The 19,028-nt window shown below is 43.0% G+C and carries 14 protein-coding genes; all 14 read left to right on the top strand.

All coding sequences use genetic code 11. The features are described from left to right. Window positions 1-46: 46 nt before the first annotated feature. Window positions 47-2,341, top strand: coding sequence for an NADP-dependent malic enzyme (locus tag ACFQ3Q_RS00540; protein ID WP_380741880.1), 2,295 nt, complete (start codon window positions 47-49; stop codon window positions 2,339-2,341). A gap of 78 nt (window positions 2,342-2,419) precedes the next feature. Continuing rightward, window positions 2,420-3,001 carry a Holliday junction branch migration protein RuvA gene (gene ruvA, locus ACFQ3Q_RS00535; RefSeq protein WP_380741878.1) on the top strand — a complete coding sequence of 194 codons (582 nt, stop codon included), beginning with the start codon at window positions 2,420-2,422 and terminating at the stop codon, window positions 2,999-3,001. A 5-nt stretch (window positions 3,002-3,006) separates the two neighbouring features. Next, a complete protein-coding gene (gene sov, locus ACFQ3Q_RS00530; RefSeq protein WP_449329137.1) occupies window positions 3,007-10,158 on the top strand; it encodes a T9SS outer membrane translocon Sov/SprA in 7,152 nt (2,383 codons plus the stop codon). Window positions 10,159-10,220: 62 nt separating this feature from the next. Further along, on the top strand, window positions 10,221-10,601 hold the full coding sequence (gcvH, locus tag ACFQ3Q_RS00525; protein WP_380741877.1) for a glycine cleavage system protein GcvH: 381 nt from the start codon (window positions 10,221-10,223) through the stop codon (window positions 10,599-10,601). Then, window positions 10,591-10,995, top strand: coding sequence for a VanZ family protein (locus ACFQ3Q_RS00520; RefSeq protein WP_380741875.1), 405 nt, complete (start codon window positions 10,591-10,593; stop codon window positions 10,993-10,995). Before gcvH ends, ACFQ3Q_RS00520 begins: the two co-directional genes overlap by 11 nt. A 44-nt stretch (window positions 10,996-11,039) precedes the next feature. After that, on the top strand, window positions 11,040-11,762 hold the full coding sequence (locus tag ACFQ3Q_RS00515; protein WP_380741873.1) for an energy transducer TonB: 723 nt from the start codon (window positions 11,040-11,042) through the stop codon (window positions 11,760-11,762). 125 nt (window positions 11,763-11,887) lie between these two features. Beyond that, complete coding sequence (locus tag ACFQ3Q_RS00510; protein WP_380741871.1) at window positions 11,888-14,005, top strand: gliding motility protein RemB; 2,118 nt, start codon at window positions 11,888-11,890, stop codon at window positions 14,003-14,005. A gap of 92 nt (window positions 14,006-14,097) precedes the next feature. Beyond that, on the top strand, window positions 14,098-15,000 hold the full coding sequence (cyoE, locus tag ACFQ3Q_RS00505) for a heme o synthase (RefSeq protein ID WP_380741870.1): 903 nt from the start codon (window positions 14,098-14,100) through the stop codon (window positions 14,998-15,000). Then, complete coding sequence (locus ACFQ3Q_RS00500; protein WP_380741868.1) at window positions 14,991-15,572, top strand: cytochrome c oxidase subunit 3; 582 nt, start codon at window positions 14,991-14,993, stop codon at window positions 15,570-15,572. The genes cyoE and ACFQ3Q_RS00500 overlap by 10 nt, the downstream gene beginning before the upstream one ends. Window positions 15,573-15,619: 47 nt before the next feature. Beyond that, window positions 15,620-16,600: a cytochrome c oxidase subunit 3 gene (locus ACFQ3Q_RS00495; RefSeq protein ID WP_380741867.1), complete on the top strand. Its 981-nt coding sequence runs from the start codon at window positions 15,620-15,622 to the stop codon at window positions 16,598-16,600. Window positions 16,601-16,620: 20 nt separating this feature from the next. Beyond that, on the top strand, window positions 16,621-16,983 hold the full coding sequence (locus tag ACFQ3Q_RS00490) for a cytochrome C oxidase subunit IV family protein (protein WP_380741865.1): 363 nt from the start codon (window positions 16,621-16,623) through the stop codon (window positions 16,981-16,983). Between the two features lie 76 nt (window positions 16,984-17,059). Beyond that, window positions 17,060-17,704 carry a hypothetical protein gene (locus ACFQ3Q_RS00485; RefSeq protein WP_380741863.1) on the top strand — a complete coding sequence of 215 codons (645 nt, stop codon included), beginning with the start codon at window positions 17,060-17,062 and terminating at the stop codon, window positions 17,702-17,704. A 4-nt stretch (window positions 17,705-17,708) separates the two neighbouring features. Continuing rightward, a complete protein-coding gene (locus tag ACFQ3Q_RS00480) occupies window positions 17,709-18,449 on the top strand; it encodes an SCO family protein (protein WP_380741862.1) in 741 nt (246 codons plus the stop codon). Beyond that, complete coding sequence (locus ACFQ3Q_RS00475; protein WP_380741860.1) at window positions 18,446-18,985, top strand: DUF420 domain-containing protein; 540 nt, start codon at window positions 18,446-18,448, stop codon at window positions 18,983-18,985. Before ACFQ3Q_RS00480 ends, ACFQ3Q_RS00475 begins: the two co-directional genes overlap by 4 nt. Window positions 18,986-19,028 lie beyond the last annotated feature (43 nt).

Below are 19,028 nucleotides of genomic sequence, written 5' to 3'. Positions count from 1 at the left end.
TTGATTTAAGCTTGCTACCTTTGTAAGACAGCCAAAAAAGAGAAATATGAAGAGTAATTCCAGGAAAAGACGAGAGGCACTGGTATATCATGCCAAACCCAAGCCGGGTAAAATTCAGATAGTTCCGACCAAAAAATATTCTACACAAAGAGATTTGTCCCTGGCCTATTCGCCGGGAGTGGCAGAACCCTGCCTGGAAATCGAAAAGGACAAGGAGAACGCATATAAATACACCACTAAAGGCAATCTTGTTGCCGTAATTTCTAACGGTACCGCTGTTCTGGGGCTTGGAGATATAGGTCCGGAGGCTTCAAAGCCTGTAATGGAAGGGAAAGGACTGCTTTTCAAGATCTTTGCAGACATTGATGTTTTTGATATTGAAGTGGATACTAAAAATGTAGACAAGTTCATCGAAACAGTTAAGAATATTGCTCCTACCTTTGGAGGGATCAATCTTGAAGATATTAAGGCTCCCGAAGCATTCGAGATCGAAAGAAGACTTAAGGCAGAGCTGGATATTCCGGTAATGCACGACGATCAGCACGGGACGGCCATAATTTCTGCGGCGGCGCTTTTAAATGCCCTTGAGCTCGCAAAGAAAAAAATTGAAAAGGTTAAGATCGTGATAAGCGGTGCAGGCGCAGCGGCTGTATCCTGTACAAAGCTCTATAAGGCCTTTGGAGCTAAAGCTGAAAATATTGTGATGCTTGACAGTAAAGGAGTGATCCGCAAGGACCGAGAAAGCCTTTCTGAAGAGAAAAAAGAATTTGCTACTTCCAGAAAAATAGATACTCTTGAGGAGGCAATGAAAAACGCCGATGTATTCGTTGGTTTATCTATCGCCGATATTGTGTCTCCTGAAATGCTTAAAAGTATGGCCAAGAGGCCTATCGTCTTCGCGATGGCCAATCCTAATCCGGAGATCGATTACGATCTGGCAATGGAGACCAGAAAAGACATCATTATGGCTACCGGCCGTAGTGACCATCCTAACCAGGTGAATAATGTGCTTGGTTTTCCATTTATCTTTAGAGGAGCGTTAGACGTTCGCGCAACAAAGATCAATGAAGAAATGAAGATGGCAGCGGTTAAAGCACTGGCCGATCTTGCTAAAGAGGCTGTACCGGAGCAGGTAAATATAGCCTATGGGGAAACCCGCCTTAATTTCGGGCCGGATTATATTATTCCAAAACCTTTTGATCCAAGGCTTATAGCCCACGTGCCACCGGCAGTTGCGAAAGCTGCTATGGAAAGTGGGGTTGCAAGACAGCCAATCCAGGACTGGCAGCGGTATGAAGATGAATTGCTGGAAAGAATGGGTAGCGATAACAAGATCACCCGTCTGCTGATTAACAGGGCAAAAACCAATCCTAAGCGTATCGTATTTGCAGAAGCCGACCATCTTGATGTGTTGAAAGCCGCTCAGATCGTTAATGATGAAGGGATAGGAATACCCATCCTCCTGGGAAGAAGAGAAGTGATAAAAGAGTTAATGGAGGAGATCGATTTTGATGCTGATGTGTCGATTATCGATTCAAAGTCTGATGAAGAGGAAGAACACCGTAAAGCCTATGCTCAGAAATATTGGGAGACAAGGCACCGTAATGGAGTGACCAAATATGATGCTGAAAAACTTATGCGTGAGCGCAACTATTTTGCAGCGATGATGGTAAATGAAGGCGATGCTGATGCCTTGCTTTCAGGCTATTCCAGGGCATATCCAACGGTAGTGAAACCAATGCTGGAACTTATTGGTATGGCGAAAGGAGTTACAAGAGTAGCTGCTACCAACCTTATGAATACTTCCAGGGGACCGTTGTTTATTAGTGATACTTCTATCAATATAGATCCGCCGGCGAAAGACCTTGCTAAAATTGCACAGATGACGGCAAGAACGGTTCAGCTTTTTGGATTGGATCCGGTGATCGCGATGATTTCTTATGCTAACTTTGGCTCCTCTAAAGATCCGCACGCCAAAAAGGTGAAAGAAGCAGTTTCTTACCTGCACCGTTTCCATCCCGAACTGAATGTGGACGGAGAGCTTCAGACAGATTTTGCTTTGAACAAGGAAATGCTTCAGGGTAAGTTCCCGTTCTCAAAACTGGCCGGGAAGAAGGTGAATACGCTTATTTATCCTAATCTTGATTCAGCCAACAGTACATATAAACTCATAAAAGAGCTCAATAATACCGATTCTATCGGGCCTATAATGATGGGGATGAAGCGGCCGGTACATATCCTTCAGCTTGGTGCAAGTGTGGAGGAGATGGTGAATATGGCAGCCGTAGCAGTTGTAGACGCCCAGGAAAAGGAGAAAAAGCAGAAAAAAGAAGAGCTTTAACTGGTTCGAAAGCCTGAAATAGACGTTTCAGGCTTTATTTTATTTTACTACATTTGATATCTAAGCTTGGATTAATTTATGATTCATCACCTAAAGGGGCAATTAATTGAGAAAAATCCAACCTACGTAGTTATAGATTGTAACGGAGTGGGTTATTTTGTTCATATTTCCTTGCACACTTTTTCACGGCTTCAGGATTCGGAAGCAGTGAGTTTGTATACGCATTTACAGGTTAAGGAAGATGCACATACCTTATACGGATTTAAGGATAAATCGGAACGGCAGATCTTCAGGTTGTTGATCTCGGTTTCCGGAGTGGGTACGAGTACGGCCCGCACAATGCTGTCGTCGCTTGAGCCCGGCCAGGTGAAAGAAGCTATCGCCACAGGAGATGTGGCAACTATACAGAGTGTAAAGGGAATAGGAGCCAAAACGGCTCAACGGGTGATTTTGGACCTGAAAGATAAGATCCTGAAAGTGTTTGGTGAAGATGAAGTTTTTGTCCCTCAGGGCAATACAAACAAGGAAGAAGCGTTATCTGCTTTAGAGACGCTTGGCTTTACAAGGAAACAATCTGAAAGAGTCATCGATAGAATTATGAAGGATACCCCAGACCCTACCGTAGAATCACTCATAAAACAGGCGCTTAAAAATCTTTAAATACCTTGAGGAACAATTACTTGAGATCGTCAGCATCGGTCCGGTTCACTTTACTGTTGTTGTTAGTAGTCTCGGTGAGATTATCTGCTCAGGAAACTCAGCAGGATACAACCCAAACCGGATATGATCTCGGCACAATTTCGCTGCCGGATCCTTCCAGTATTGTTACCAAATATGAATATGATCCTGTGCTGGACAGGTACATCTATCGCCGCCAGCTTGGGGAGTTCGATATTTCCGCACCGCTTATCCTTAGTCCCGAAGAATATGAACAACTGGTTCTTGAGGAAGATATGCGCAACTATTTCAAATTAAAGAATGATGCGCTTTCGGGAAATAAAAAGGGGGCCGATGAACTGCAGAAAGATCTGTTGCCTGATTTTTATGTGAATTCAGGCTTCTTCGAGAGTATTTTTGGGGGCTCCGAGATCAATATCGTGCCGCAGGGTAGCGTTGAAATGGATCTTGGGTTGCTTTATACCCGCCAGGACAACCCTGCTTTTTCTCCAAGAAACCGAAGCAATACAACTTTCGATTTTGACCAGCGAATAAGCCTTAGCCTTCTTGGGCAAATAGGGGAGAGGCTTAAGATAACCGCCAATTATGATACCGAGTCTACCTTCGACTTTCAGAACCAGTTAAAGCTTGAATACACCCCTACCGAAGATGATATTGTAAGGAAGATCGAGGTTGGTAATGTGAATATGCCGCTTAACAACGCTCTTATCCAGGGAGCTCAAAGCCTTTTCGGTTTCAAGACCGAACTGCAGTTCGGGAAGACCAGGATCACCGGGGTCTTTTCTGAACAAAAATCGGAGCGTAGAACCGTAAATGTGGAAGGAGGCGCTGCAGTTGAGGATTTTGAACGCTTTGCACTTGATTATGACCAGGATCGTCACTTCTTCCTGGCCCACTATTTCAGGGATCATTATGATGAGGCGCTTGAGAATTACCCTTTTATAAACTCTAATATTCAGATAAAACGGATCCAGGTGTGGATCACTAACAGGACCAATAATGTTCAGAATCTAAGCGATACCAGAAATATAGTTGCGATTCAGGATATTGGGGAGACCAATGTGCCGGGGAATATAGGTCTTGATGCACCACCGGGAGGATTTTTTAACCAACCGCCGGGAGCCTTCCCCGATAACAGAAATAACGATTTTAACCCTTTCGGGATTACAGGTGCCGAAGAATCGATTCTTACCCCTGCCATTCGGGATATAGCCACTGTGGAAAGCGGCTTTGGCGGAGTTACCGTTTCTGAGGGTACAGACTACTCTAAGCTCGAAAATGCAAGACAGTTAAAATCCAATGAATTTACGCTGAATTCTCAACTGGGATATATTTCTCTTAATCAGCGATTGAGTAATGATGAGGTGCTGGCTGTTGCTTTTCAGTATACCATAAATGGCGAGGTTTACCAGGTTGGGGAATTTGCCAATGACGGGGTAAATGCTACCGGGGATGCTAATAATCCCGGGAGTGAAGAAAATCCGCGGGCCAATAAAAACCTTGTGGTAAAGATGCTGAAAAGCACTATTACTAATGTGAATGAGCCTGTCTGGGACCTGATGATGAAAAACATTTATAATCTGGGGGCTTACCAGTTGGAAAGGGAGGATTTCAGGCTAAATATTCTGTATACCGATCCGCAACCCCTGAACTATATTAAACCGGCTGAAGATGCAGAAGTACCACTGCCGGAAGATGTTGCCGAAACTCCGCTTTTAAGGGTTTTCAGGCTGGATAAACTGAACACGAACAATGACCCCATTAACGGAGGAGATGGCTTCTTCGATTATGTGCCGGGCTTGACCATAGATCCGCGAAACGGGAATGTGATCTTCACAACGGTAGAGCCTTTTGGGGAGCATCTTTTCGAGAAGCTTGATAACACGCCGAACAGCGGGATAGAAGATTATGATATTCCCGACACCTGGAACGAGAACCAGGAGAAATACGTTTTCAGGTCTTTATATAGAACTACCAAAACCCAGGCGGAGCAGGAAGATGCCGATAAGAATAAATTCCAGTTGAAAGGTCGCTATAAATCTTCAGAAGTTGAAGGTATCCCTATTGGGTTTAACCTGCCGCGAGGCTCGGTGACCGTAACGGCCGGAGGGAGAATCCTTCAGGAAGGAGTGGATTACGTAGTGAATTATGAGCTGGGAAGGGTGCAGATACTTGATGATGCCCTGCTGGCTTCAGATATCCCTATCCAGGTAAATACTGAGAATAATGCCCTGTTCGGGCAGCAAACCAAACGTTTTACCGGGATCAATGTAGAACATCAGTTCAATGAAAACCTGCTTGTTGGGGCAACTTTTCTGAATCTTAAGGAAAAACCTCTCACTCAGAAAGCGAATTATAGTTACGAGCCTATCAACAACTCGATCTTTGGGCTTAATCTTAACTATTCTACCGAGGTTCCTTTCCTTACGAGACTGGTTAATAAACTGCCCAATGTCGATACCGATGTAAAGTCTAATGTTTCAGTAAGAGGAGAGTTTGCTTACCTTCAGCCCGGAGCTCCTGCAGTAAACGACTTCGACGGAAAGGCAACTACTTATATCGACGATTTCGAAGCTGCGCAAACTTCAATAGATATCAATACGGCCTTAAGCTGGGAGCTTTCCAGTGTGCCGCTTGGTTATGGGGGAGAGCTTGCAAATGGTGATCTTCGCGTGGGATATAAGCGGGCAAAAATGGCCTGGTATACTATAGATCCTGTGTTTTACAGCAGTAACCGACCTGATGGGATCGATGATTCCGACCTTTCAAGTTATGCAACCAGAAGAGTTTCTGTAGATGAGATCTTCCCGAATACCGATGTGGTACAGGGCCAGGCGCAGGTGGTTTACACAATGGATGTGGCTTACTTCCCGGAACAGCGTGGAGCTTATAACTACAATCCGGCGGCCGCAGGAAATAATACGTTGCCCAACCCGGAAGAGAATTTCGGTGGGATTATGCGAGGCATAAACACTACGAATTTCGAACAGACCAATGTGGAGTATATCGAATTCTGGGTGATGGATCCCTATATTTACAGTGAAAACACAGGGAATTCAGGAGGATTCATCAATTTTAACCTTGGGAATATTTCGGAAGATGTCCTGAAGGATGGTAGAAAACAATATGAAAACGGATTGCCTGCAGACGGAGGCGACCAGAATACCATAAGTACCAGTTTTGCCCAGGTTCCTGCAGACCAGTCGCTGGTATATGCTTTTGATACCGAAGGACAGCAGCGACAGAATCAGGATGTGGGCTACGATGGACTTTCAGACCTTGAGGAGTCGGGTAAATTTCCTGATTTTGCCAATTTTGAGGATCCTTCGGAAGACAATTACAGGTATTTTTTAAATGCAAACGGGGGTATTGTTGACCGTTACCTTAATTATAATGGTACCGACGGGAACTCTCCAACACAGGTGGGTAATACAGACCGCGGAAATACAACATTACCAACTACCGAGGATATTAACAGGGATAATACGATGAATACTATCAACAGCTACTTCGAATATGAAGTGCCGTTCTTTGAAGGTATGAGCCCTGAAAATAACCCTTATATCACCGATGTAAAGCAGCTGACCACAACATTAAGGAACGGGCAGGATCTGCCGGTAAGATGGCTTCAGTTTAAGGTGCCTATTTATGAACCAACCGATAGTAAAGGAGGGATTTCCGACTTTAGGTCGATCAGGTTTATGAGAATGTTTCTAACGGGCTTTGAAGACCCAACCTTGTTAAGGTTCGGGACTATGGAGCTGGTAAGAGGTGATTACAGGCGTTATACCCAGAGCCTGGATAATCAGAACCGCCCTCCTGAAAACACGAATACCCTATTTGAAGTTTCAGCGGTGAATATCGAAGAGAATGAGAACAGAGAGCCTGTGCCTTATGTATTGCCTCCGGGGGTTGTTCGGGAAGAGCTTTATGAGAATAATACCAATATTCGTCAAAACGAGCAGTCTTTAGCAATTGAAGTTTGTGGGCTGGAACCGCAGGACTCAAGAGCAGTGTACAAGAATTTCCAGATAGATATGCGGCAGTATAAAAATCTGGAAATGTTCCTTCACGCGGAATCTGTTGTTGGTCAGACCCCGCTAAAGGACGGGCAGTTGATCGCTTTCCTAAGAATTGGAACCGACTTCACTGAAAACTTCTACCAGGTGGAGATTCCGTTAAGCCCAACGAGTTTTGGGGCTGCTACGGCCTCTGAGGTATGGCCAGATGTGAATAAGCTCAACCTTTCAATGGACCTGCTTCAACAAGTGAAAACCACCGTTTTGGGTGACCCTTCGCTAAACGCAACAGAGCTTAATTTCTTTACCGAAGAGCTGGAGCTTACCGATGAGGAGACTCCTTATGAAATGGGAAGGCTTCGGGTTGGTATCAAAGGAAACCCAAGTTTCGGGAATGTCAGGGTATTGATGCTGGGGCTTAAGAATGGTACCAGTACGCAAGGAATTCAGGATCTTTGCGGGGAAGTTTGGTTTAATGAGCTCAGGTTATCTGATCTGGATAATGAAGGGGGGTGGGCAACCGTGGTAAGTATGGATAGTAATCTTGCCGATTTTGCTACTGTTTCTGCAACCGGAAGAAGAAGTACCGTAGGTTTCGGAGCCATAGAGCACGGGCCAAACCAAAGAAGCAGGGAAGACCTGCAGCAATATGATTTTGTCACCAATGTGAATATGGGGCAATTGCTTCCCGAGAAATGGGGGGTCAAGGTGCCTGTAAATTACAGCAGGGGAGAAGAGCTTATCACCCCGAAATATGACCAGGAATTCCTGGATCTTGAGCTGGATACCAGGTTAAACGCTATTGCAGATCCTGTAGAAAGAGAGCGCGTAAAAAAACAATCACAATCCTATACCAAAAGGCAAAGTATAAATGTTATCGGTTTAAGAAAAGAACGCACAGGAGATAAGAAACCTATGCCCTATGATATAGAGAATTTTGCGATTTCTTCATCCTACAATCAGATAGACCATCGCGATTTTGAAGTGGAGGAGGCGCTTGATCAAAATGTAAGGCTTGGTGCCACGTATGAATTCAATTTTGCTCCCAAGACGGTAGAGCCTTTTAAAAATATTGCAGTGCTGGACAGCAGCGATTATTTCTCGCTGGTAAAGGACTTCAACGTGAATCTTCTTCCTTCAAACATCAATGCCAGTTCTAATATTTTCAGGCAATATAACGAACAGAAATTCCGATCTCTTGAACTAAGTGAAAATGACATAGGAATTCCTACTTTATACCAGCGAAACTATTTGTTCGACTGGCAGTACGGGGTAAACTATAATTTGACCAAGTCGCTGAGCTTAAGCTTTAATGCCACCAATAACAGGATAATACGTAACTATATTGATGAGGAAGGCTTTGCGGACAATTCTGTGGGGCTATGGCAGGATTTCTTTGAAATTGGCCGACCTGACCAGCATTACCAAAGCCTTCAGCTTAATTATGAGGTGCCATTTGAAAAAGTTCCGGTGCTGAGTTTTATCAAGGCCACTTATTCCTACACCGGGGATTTCCAATGGCAGCGGGGTTCGAAGATCTATGAAGAACTGGAGGGAATACCGGATATCGGTAACAGCGTCCAGAATTCGAATACCCATCAGATTAATGCAAGCCTGGATATGCCTGCTCTTTATAAATATGTAGGTCTGGTGGAAAAAAAGGCTGAAAAAAAGAACAGTATCAAGCAGAGAAGTGCAGGGGTTCCAACCTTAGACGGAAGTGAAAACGATCAAAACCAGCAACAGGAAGAAGCACCACAAAAGGAAAATAAGGGCTATAACACATTTATCAATATAGTCACTGCCATTAACCGTATCCAGGTTAATTACAGGGAGAACCAGGGGACCTTTCTACCGGGTTACTTGCCAAGTGTAGGCTTTATGGGAACATTGAAGCCAAGCACCGGTTTTACCTTTGGGCTTCAGGATGACGTAAGGTATATGGCCGCCAGAAGAGGCTGGCTGACCTTGTTCCAGAATTTCAACCAGCAGTATACCACGGTTGAAAATAAACAGCTGGACCTTCAGGCCTCTTTAGACCTTTTGCCAGACCTAACTATAGATCTTAGCGGGAGACGAAATTATGCCGAAAACTTTTCAGAGAATTATAAAGTAGATCCGGCAACTTTGGAATATCAGCCATTGACTCCTTATACCTACGGAAATTTCAATATTTCGACCATACTTATAAAAACGGCATTTAATCAGTCTTCCCAGGAATCTTCAGAAACTTTTGAGACTTTCAGGGAAAACAGGCTTGAGGTAGCAAGGAGAATTGCTTCAGAAAGAGGCCTTGATCCTAATAATACCGATGAGGAAGGATACCCGATTGGGATTGGTAAAACCAATCAGGCGGTATTGCTTCCTGCTTTTCTTGCGGCATATTCCGGAACAGATTCAGGGAATATAAAGCTGGGGGCCTTTAGAGATACACCGCTTCCAAACTGGGATGTGAAATATACCGGGTTGATGAGGCTGCAATGGTTCAAGGATAAATTCCGAAGATTCTCGATAAATCACGGGTATCAGGCGAACTATACCATCAACCAGTTCCAGACCAACCTTGATTATGATCCTGACGATCCTTTGGTGCCCAACCAGGCCGGAGATTATAAGAATCCTATACTGTTCTCGAATATTGTGCTTACAGAGTTGTTTACACCACTTGTAAGGGTAGATCTGGAAACCAAGAATGCTATTCAGGTATTGGCAGAGATCAAGAAAGACAGGGCGCTTGCCTTGAGTTTCGATAATAATCTGCTTACGGAGACTTCGGGGAATGAATATACCTTAGGCCTCGGGTATCGCCTGAAAGATCTTAAGATCGCTACCAAGATAGCCGGTAAGAACCGAATATTGAGCAGCGACCTGAATTTTAAGGCCGATGTGTCTTACAGGAAGAATAATACTATAATCAGGTATCTGGATCTGGAGAACAGCCAGGTAGTGGCGGGGCAGGATATCTGGGCCATCAATTTCACTGCAGATTATGCGCTTTCCAAGAACCTTACCGCGATCTTCTACTATGATCATAGCTTTTCTGAATATGCTGTTTCAACCGCATTTCCACAGACAACTATCAGATCTGGATTCACCCTTAGATATAATTTCGGAAATTAATGCATGCCTGTTTGAACAATTACTTTAAAAAATTAACTTTGCGGGCATAATAAACACGAACTATGAATATTCCACAAGACTTAAAGTACACCAAAGATCACGAATGGGTGAAAATAGAGGGTGATACAGCTACCGTTGGTATTACTGATTTTGCACAGCGCGAATTGGGAGATATCGTATATGTTGAGGTAGAGACCGTAGACGAAGAACTGGACAGGGAAGAGGTGTTTGGTACTGTTGAGGCGGTGAAGACCGTTTCAGATCTGTTCCTGCCACTTTCAGGTGAAATTACCGAGTTTAACGAGAGCCTTGAAGACGAGCCGGAAAAGGTGAATAACGATCCTTACGGTGAAGGCTGGATGATCAAGATCAAATTTTCTGAAGCTTCAGAACTTGAAGATCTGTTAAGCCCGGAAGATTACAAAGAAATAATTGGTAGCTAGAATATTACTTGCAGCAGCAAGTAGCTATACCATTGCCCTTACGGTGTTATCCCTGGTAAGTCTTGGGAAGATAAGTATAGGCTCTTTTAATCCTACCGATAAAATGATGCATAGCGGGGCTTATTTCCTGCTTGTAGTCATTTGGATGTTGTATATTGTATTCCGGGAAAGCAATTTTTCCCGATACAGAGCCAATTTGCTGAAAGTTTCAGGGATGGCAGTGTTGTTTGGTATGTTAATTGAGGTTCTACAAGGGAGCTTTACCAGCTACAGACAACCGGATTGGTATGATATTCTTGCCAATACCACCGGGGTTTTATTCGCTGCGGTGTCACTGTTAATCTTTAAAAACCTCCTGAAAAGGTTAAAAAGCAAGATTAATTTAGTTTTTTAGAAAAAATAATTATTTTAGCAATCCCTATTAATCAATAACGCATTATGAAACCTAAGAAAAATCCTAAAGCAGACTTAACCAGAAGGAGCGTCCTGTTTCTTCAGTTGGGTCTAATTTTAGTCCTTTTTATTACCTGGCAGGCTATTGAGTGGAAGACTTATGATAAAGAGGCTATCGACACCGGTCAGTTAAATCTGGATGAACTAGATGACGAGGAAATCCCGATTACCGAGATGCAGAATACGCCTCCACCTCCACCACCACCGCCTCCGGCACCGGAAGTAATTGAAGTTGTTGAGGATGAGGAAGAAGTTGAGGAAGATGAAATTCAATCTACCGAAACCAATATGGATGAGATTGTAGAGGTTGAAGAAGTTGTTGAGGCACCGGTAGAAGAAGAGGTTGAGGATGTTCCTTTTGCGGTTATTGAAAATGTGCCGATCTTTCCCGGGTGTGAGAGCCTAAGCACCAACGACCAGAGAAAGAAATGTATGAGTGAAAAGATAAGCCAGTTTGTAAACCGAAATTTTGATACCGATCTAGGTTCAGAATTAGGTCTTTCTGGAGTGAACAGGGTAATTGTTCAGTTTAAGATCAATGAAAAAGGTAATATTGTAGATGTGCGTTCACGTGCACCTCACCCAAGACTGGAGCAGGAAGCTGCTAGGGTGATCAATAAATTGCCTAAGATGCAACCGGGTAAACAAAGAGGTAAGCCAGTAGGGGTTATGTACTCTTTACCGATTGTATTCCAGATTCAGGATTAAGAAAATTACCTGTTATAAAATTACAGATCCCGGGTTAACGCCCGGGATTTTTTTATTTAGCCCGGCCCAAATCCGGGAAAAACTGTATATTTCCATTGTCTAACCAAATCTTAGCCGGTAAGCCTATGAAGTATTTTTTACTTCTTGCTGTTTTGTTGATTTCAGGTTTCTCTTCTGCCCAGACCAAAATCAGTACCGCTGAAGTGTATCCCCAGTTCTCGGAATGTGAAGCGGTTGATTTTGATTCAAAACCTGAATGTTTCAGAAATAAACTTCGCGAAGCCATTACCAAAGAATTTAATTTGCCTGAAGAAGTACAAAAGGAAAACTTCCGGGGCGAAGTTGTGGTAATCTTTGAGGTGACTCAGGAAGGGAGGTTCGAGGTAATCTATATAAATGCACCTTATGAAAGTCTTAAAAATGAAATACGAAGGATTTTTAAGCAGCTCCCCCAGGTGCAACCGGCCACTTATAATTCCAGGCCTGCAAATATGCAGTTTAAAATGCCTTTAAGTATTCCGCTTAGAAACGGTTTTGAGATCAGTGAGACTAAAAGGGCTGAGCCCGAAGTTGATTTTCCTTCAGTAAAAAGTGGTGTGGAGGAAGACTCAATGGTTGACGAATACGACAGGGTGAAATCAGGGAAGTTTACCAATCCACGTCACACAAGTCAGCTTAACATCCCGCTTTCTCACGAGAGGTACAGTCGTTTCGACGCCGAAATAAATAAGGTTGGCAACAATGCGCATTCTGCATCCAAACCACTGCTTTATGAAACTGTGAATCCGTATTACGATTTTGAAAAGGAACGCGTCGAAATGCTGAAAGATGCTGATTCCTGGTTGGGTAGAAAGCTCTGGAATGAACATCTGGTAAGATTCCAGGCTGATGATTACTGGTTTACCATAGATGCCGGTTTCGATATGCAGATCGGGAAAGATTTTGAAGATACCGAATACGAATTCACATACAACAATACCCGTGCGGCGATCTTTGAAGGAGGCCTAGGCAAGAATCTTAATTTTTACACCGTGGTTTATGAGAACCAGGGCCGATTTGCAGATTATTATAATCGCTATGCCGAATCCATAAAACCTTATGGGGATCCGGCTATAGTGCCGGGAAGGGGTATCGCTAAACCTTTTATGGATGGGGGATACGATTATCCGGTTGCCGAGGGGTATATTTCCTTTAGCCCCGGTAAGTTTTTCAACATTCAGCTGGGGCACGGCAAGAATTTCATAGGCGACGGCTATCGTTCGCTTTTGCTTAGCGATAATGCCACCGCATATCCTTATTTAAAACTGAACACCAGCTTCTGGAAATTAAAATATACCAATACCTGGATGTCATTAAGGGATGTCAGACCGGAAGTTACTGACCTTGGTTCCTACCGCACCAAATATATGGCCAATCACTATTTAAGCGTTAATATAACCAAACGGCTTAATATTGGTTTGTTCGAATCGGTTTTGTGGCAGAACGATAACGACAGAGGTTTTGATGTGAACTACCTTAACCCGGTGATCTTTTATCGTGCTATTGAATTTTCTACGGGGGCAAGAGGAGGGAACGCTATCCTGGGGCTTACGGCAAAATATAAATGGTCTGATAAGTTCAACACATACGGGCAATGGGTAATAGATGAATTCTCTTCTGGAGATGTGTTTGGCGGGGAGAACAGCTGGAAGAACAAACTTGGGTTCCAGCTGGGGGTGAAATATTACGACGCCTTCAAGGTGCCGAATCTTTACCTGCAGGCAGAATATAATCAGGTGAGGCCTTATACCTACTCTCATAACACGGTAGTTCTTAATTACGGTCATAATAACCAGTCTATGGCGCACCCCTGGGGGGCTAATTTCAGGGAAGTGATAGGAATAGCGCGATATAAAAAAGACCGTTACTACGGCAGCGCGAAATTTGTGTATGGGCAAAGAGGCTTCGATTATAATAATGGTCTTGATAATGCTTTTTATGGAGGTGATATTTATAGAGATGAAAGGGACAGGGCTTATGAATCGGGTGTGAAGATCGGGCAGGGGAATACTACCAACTCTTTCTTTTCTCAGCTGGAAGCCGGTTATATAGTAAACCCTGCGACCAATCTTAAACTCTATGCAAGCGTGATCTACCGTAATTTTTCTCCTAAAGTGAAAACTCCGGACAGATTTGAAAATTCTACAACCTGGATAAATTTCGGTCTGAAAACCGATATTTTTAACTGGTATTTTGATTATTAGAAGGCTTCAGAAGCAGCTGAAAATTAACATTTTTCACCCCTTGTCAAAACCCAATTAAGGAGTATCTTTGCGCCAATTGAAAAAAACCATTTTTGAGTAGCACCGGCGTACATACATCTGCCCCTTCAATCCTTTCCGATTTTAAAGAAATAACCAAAATGAGACTTGCGGTAAGCGTGGTTTTCTCTTCGGTTGCCGGTTATTTTTTGGGAGCTGAAGTAATAGACTTCGTTACTGTGCTTCTGCTTTCTGTAGGAGGTTATTTTATGGTTGGGGCTTCTAATGCCTATAATCAGATCATTGAGCGCGATCTTGATGCGCTTATGGACAGGACGAAGAACAGGCCTATTCCTGCTGGCAGGATGTCTGTTACAACTGCCTTTCTCATTGCCAGCATTTTCACCGTCTTAGGGCTCGTGGTTCTTTATATTATAAACCCTAAGACCGCAATGTTCGGTGCGATAAGTATTTTTATATATGTAAGTGTTTATACACCTTTAAAGACAAAAACCCCGCTATCTGTATTTGTGGGAGCGATCCCGGGGGCAATTCCGTTTATGTTGGGCTGGGTTGCTGCTACGGGAGAATTCAGCATAGAGCCGGGAACCCTGTTTATGGTGCAGTTCTTCTGGCAGTTCCCCCACTTTTGGGCAATTGGCTGGTGGTTGTTCGACGATTATAAGAAAGGCGGTTTCTTTATGCTGCCTACCGGAAATAGGGATAAAGGGACAGCCATCCAGGTTGTGCTTTACACTGTATGGACCATTTCGGTTTCTCTGATCCCGGTGTTCGGGGTGACCGGAGATCTTTATCTTACCCCGGTTTCAGGAGTGATCATATTGATACTTGGGTTGGGAATGCTTTATTATGCGGTGAAACTTTTCCGTGAAAAAACGGCCCACGCAGCAAAAAAACTGATGTTCGCCAGCGTTTCCTATATCACGCTGCTTCAAATAGTATATGTTTTAGATAAATTTATTAGACAATGGCTTTAACAGACGGAACAGAGACCGAAAAACAGGGCAACGCAAAGAAGATGATGCTTTGGTTTGGAATTATAAGCATGGTGATGACCTTCGCCGGGCTTACCAGTGCATATGTGGTGAGTAAAAGCCGTCCTGACTGGTTGGCCAGTTTTGAATTGCCCGGCGCATTTTACTGGAGCACATTGGTGATCGTCACCAGCAGTGTGACTTTTGTTTTGGCCAAGAAGAATATTCTTTCCGGAAATAGGAAGAACGCAACCGCTCTGTTGTTGGGTACATTTGTCCTCGCATTGCTTTTCGTGGCTTTCCAGTTTCAGGCATTTTCAGAAATAGTTTCAGAAGGTTATTATTTTACAGGAAGTGAAAGTTCTATTACAACTTCTTTCATTTATATACTTGTTTTGGTGCATTTAGCCCACCTGGCGGCGGGTTTGATGGTATTGTTGGTGGTAATTTATAACCATTTTAAACAACGCTACCATCCGGGTCAAATGCTTGGAATAGAGCTTGGTGGCACATTTTGGCACTTTGTGGATGTATTGTGGGTGCTTCTGTTTTTGTTTTTATATTTCTTTAGATAATAAAATTGCGTATTTTTGCGCATCACTTAAAATTTAAATACTCTTCTATGGAAGCTACTGTTGTTAGAACAGGCACCGAAGGTAAAACTTGGGGCGGTGGTAATGATCCACTAAAAGCTAGTTACGGGAAAATGATGATGTGGTTCTTCATCGTTTCTGATGCACTTACATTTTCAGGTTTCTTGGCGGCTTACGGTTTTTCCAGGTTTAAGTTTATGGACATCTGGCCAATTGCCGACGAAGTCTTTAATCACTTTCCATTTCTACACGGGGTAGATGCTCCAATGTACTATGTTGCCTTAATGACCTTTATCCTTATTTTTTCTTCTGTAACTATGGTGCTGGCGGTAGATGCCGGGCATCAGATGAAAAAGGGGAAGGTTACTCTTTATATGTTCCTTACCATTATTGGTGGTCTTATTTTCCTTGGGTCTCAGGCCTGGGAGTGGACTAACTTTATTAATGGTACTTATGGTGCTGTAACTACCAAAGGAGGTAATATTCTTCAGTTTGTAGACAATGAAGGGCACAGAGTGGCTTTAGAAGATATTGCGGTTGAGAAGGCTTCAATCAGAGAAGAGCATAATGCAAATGAAGGAATTTGGTTCGAGACCGGTGAAGGCTTGCCTGGTTATTCTCTTGAAGAGGTGAAAGCTGGATTTATGGCTAACGACCAGCTTCTTGTCAGAACCCAGACCATTGGAGAGGATGGAGAAAAAACAATATTGAGCAGAGAAGAATCCCTGCAGAAAATGAATACGGAGGCTATGGGTGTAGTTGAGGGCGCTAACCTTACGCACAATGAATATGGACCTCCTTTATTCGCCGACTTCTTCTTCTTTATTACAGGATTCCACGGTTTCCACGTATTTTCTGGGGTGGTGATCAACATTATCATTTTCTTTAATGTGATCCTTGGAACCTACGAGAGAAGAAAGAATTATGAAATGGTTGAAAAAGTCGGGCTTTACTGGCACTTTGTAGACCTTGTATGGGTATTTGTATTTACCTTCTTTTACCTGGTATAATTATTCAGAAATAAATCATCATGGCACACGATACTGCACATAAACACGAATCGAATACAAAAAGGATCTGGACGGTTTTTATTATCCTTTCGGTAATAACCATTGTAGAGGTTATTCTAGGAATTATTAAACCTCCTTTCTTAACCGATACTATGTTTATCGGGATGAGATTGCTTAACTGGATCTTTATCATTCTTACCATTTGGAAAGCTTACTATATTGCCTGGGCGTTTATGCACCTTGAGGGTGAGACTAAAGGCCTGAGAAGAGCCATCGTCTGGACGGCAGTTTTTCTTATAGGATACCTTATATTCATCCTTTTAACAGAAGGAGCTTATATCTACGACGTCTATAAGAGCGGCTACGTGTCCTGGGACTTCTAGAAAAGTTAAAAATTAAGGAAAAGGCGGTTTTGTGAAACCGTCTTTTTATTTTTGTGCTCCCTTTGAAGGACTGCTTATGAAGAAGTTTATTGTTCTTACGGTATTGTTTGCACTACCTATTATTGCTTACCTTTTCTTTGCTTCTGGCAAAAACAACTTTGCCCGGCTTCCTGTTTTAACTGAAAATGTAAAGGAGATATCTTCTTTTGAAAACCTTCAGGAGCAACCTGTGTCATTTAAAAATAATATCAGTGTTGTCGCTTTCTTCGGAAGTGATCTTGAGGAGATCAAGGGGTATACCTTCAATCTTGATCAGGAGATCCTTGAGAAATACTATTCATTTAAAGATTTTCAATTCGTTATTCTTGTTCCTGAAGCGGCAAAAGACAAGGTGAGGGACTTCGTACAGGAGTTCGGTAAGATAGGCAGTGCCGAGCAATGGAAATTTGTTTTTGCCAAACCCGAAGAGATTAAGGCTGTTTTTGGCAGCATGGAAACTTCGCATTCCCTGGATGAGAACCTGTATTCGCCGTATGTTTTTATTATCGATAAGGACGGGAATCTTAGGGGGAGAAATGATGATAAGGATCACGGGGTATTATATGGCTATGATTCCCGGTCTGTAGCCGAATTGAACAATAAGATGAATGATGACGTAAAGGTCATCTTAGCCGAATATCGGCTGGCTTTGAAGAAATATAAGGCCGACAGAAAATATTAATGCTATGAAGAATTATTCATATATAGGCGTATCGCTGGTTATTCTGATCTTTGGTATTATTTTTATTCCAAGGATCCTGGACCGCGTGAGTGAAGGTCAGGTGGTGGAATCTGATCGGCTCAGCAACAAGGGTGAAAAAACTAAGAAGAAGAAAACCAAAGCCGAAACACTTTCGTATATAGAGATCAACGGAGAGAAAAAGAAAGCTCCGGCCTTTGAGTTTGTGAACCAGGATGGGGATACCATTAGTAACGAAGATTATGAAGGGAAGGTTTATGTAGTGGAATTCTTTTTTACAACCTGTCCTACCATTTGTCCCGTGATGAGTGAGAATCTTGTAGAGGTGCAGGAAGAGTTTAAGGGGGAGGATGATTTTGGAGTTGCTTCATTCAGTATAGATCCGGAGCACGACACTCCCGAAGTTTTGAAGGAGTATGCAGACAAGTATGGTATTACCCATAAGAACTGGAACCTGATGACCGGTGATAAGCAGGAGCTTTACACTCTGGCGAATAAGGGGTTTAACATTTATGCCGGAGAAGATGCAAGCGTAGCGGGTGGTTTTGCACATTCAGGTTTGTTTGCGCTCGTAGATAAAGAGGGCTATATCAGGTCCAGAACAGATCAGTTTGGAAATCCTCTGGTGTATTACCGCGGATTTGTAAAAAGAAATAAATCGGTAGTGGAAGGAGAGGAAGGCCCTCAGATCGATATCCTTATTGAAGACATTAAAAACCTATTGTGAAAAGAGTTCTTACAAAATCAGACAAGATCGCCGTTCCGGTGATTGTAGCCCTTTCGGTTGCTGTACCTATAATTGTACTAATACTAATGTACCTGCCTGAGCGCTATAATGTATTTGGTGCTCAAACCGGGACTTTTCCGTTCTTTCATGCCGTAATAAACGGTTCTACGGCCATTCTTTTAATGTTGGGGTATTTCTTCATGAAGATCAAGGAGTATAAACTGCACCGTAATGTGATGATCACTGCCTTCTGTATGTCGGTTGTATTTTTACTAAGTTATGTGATCTCGAAGATCAGCAATGATCCTGTGCCTTTTGGAGGGGAGGGAGCTATGCGTTATATATACTTCTTTATTCTTATTACACATATAGTACTGTCGGCTATAATCGTTCCCTTGGTGTTGTTCACCATGTACCGTGGGCTGACAGGTGAATATAATAAACATGCGGCCATTGCCCGATGGACTTTCCCTATCTGGTTGTACGTTGCGGTTACCGGAGTGCTGGTCTATATTTTTATGTGGCCCTATTATTAATTCCTTTCAGGATTGCTTATTTTTGTGATTCGAAAGATGCTGA

The sequence above is a fragment of the Salegentibacter chungangensis genome, assembly GCF_042678405.1.
GTDB classification, from domain to species: Bacteria; Bacteroidota; Bacteroidia; order Flavobacteriales; family Flavobacteriaceae; genus Salegentibacter_A; species Salegentibacter_A chungangensis.
Note: the sequence above shows the minus strand (reverse complement) of the source record. Positions and strands in the feature narration are given on the sequence as shown.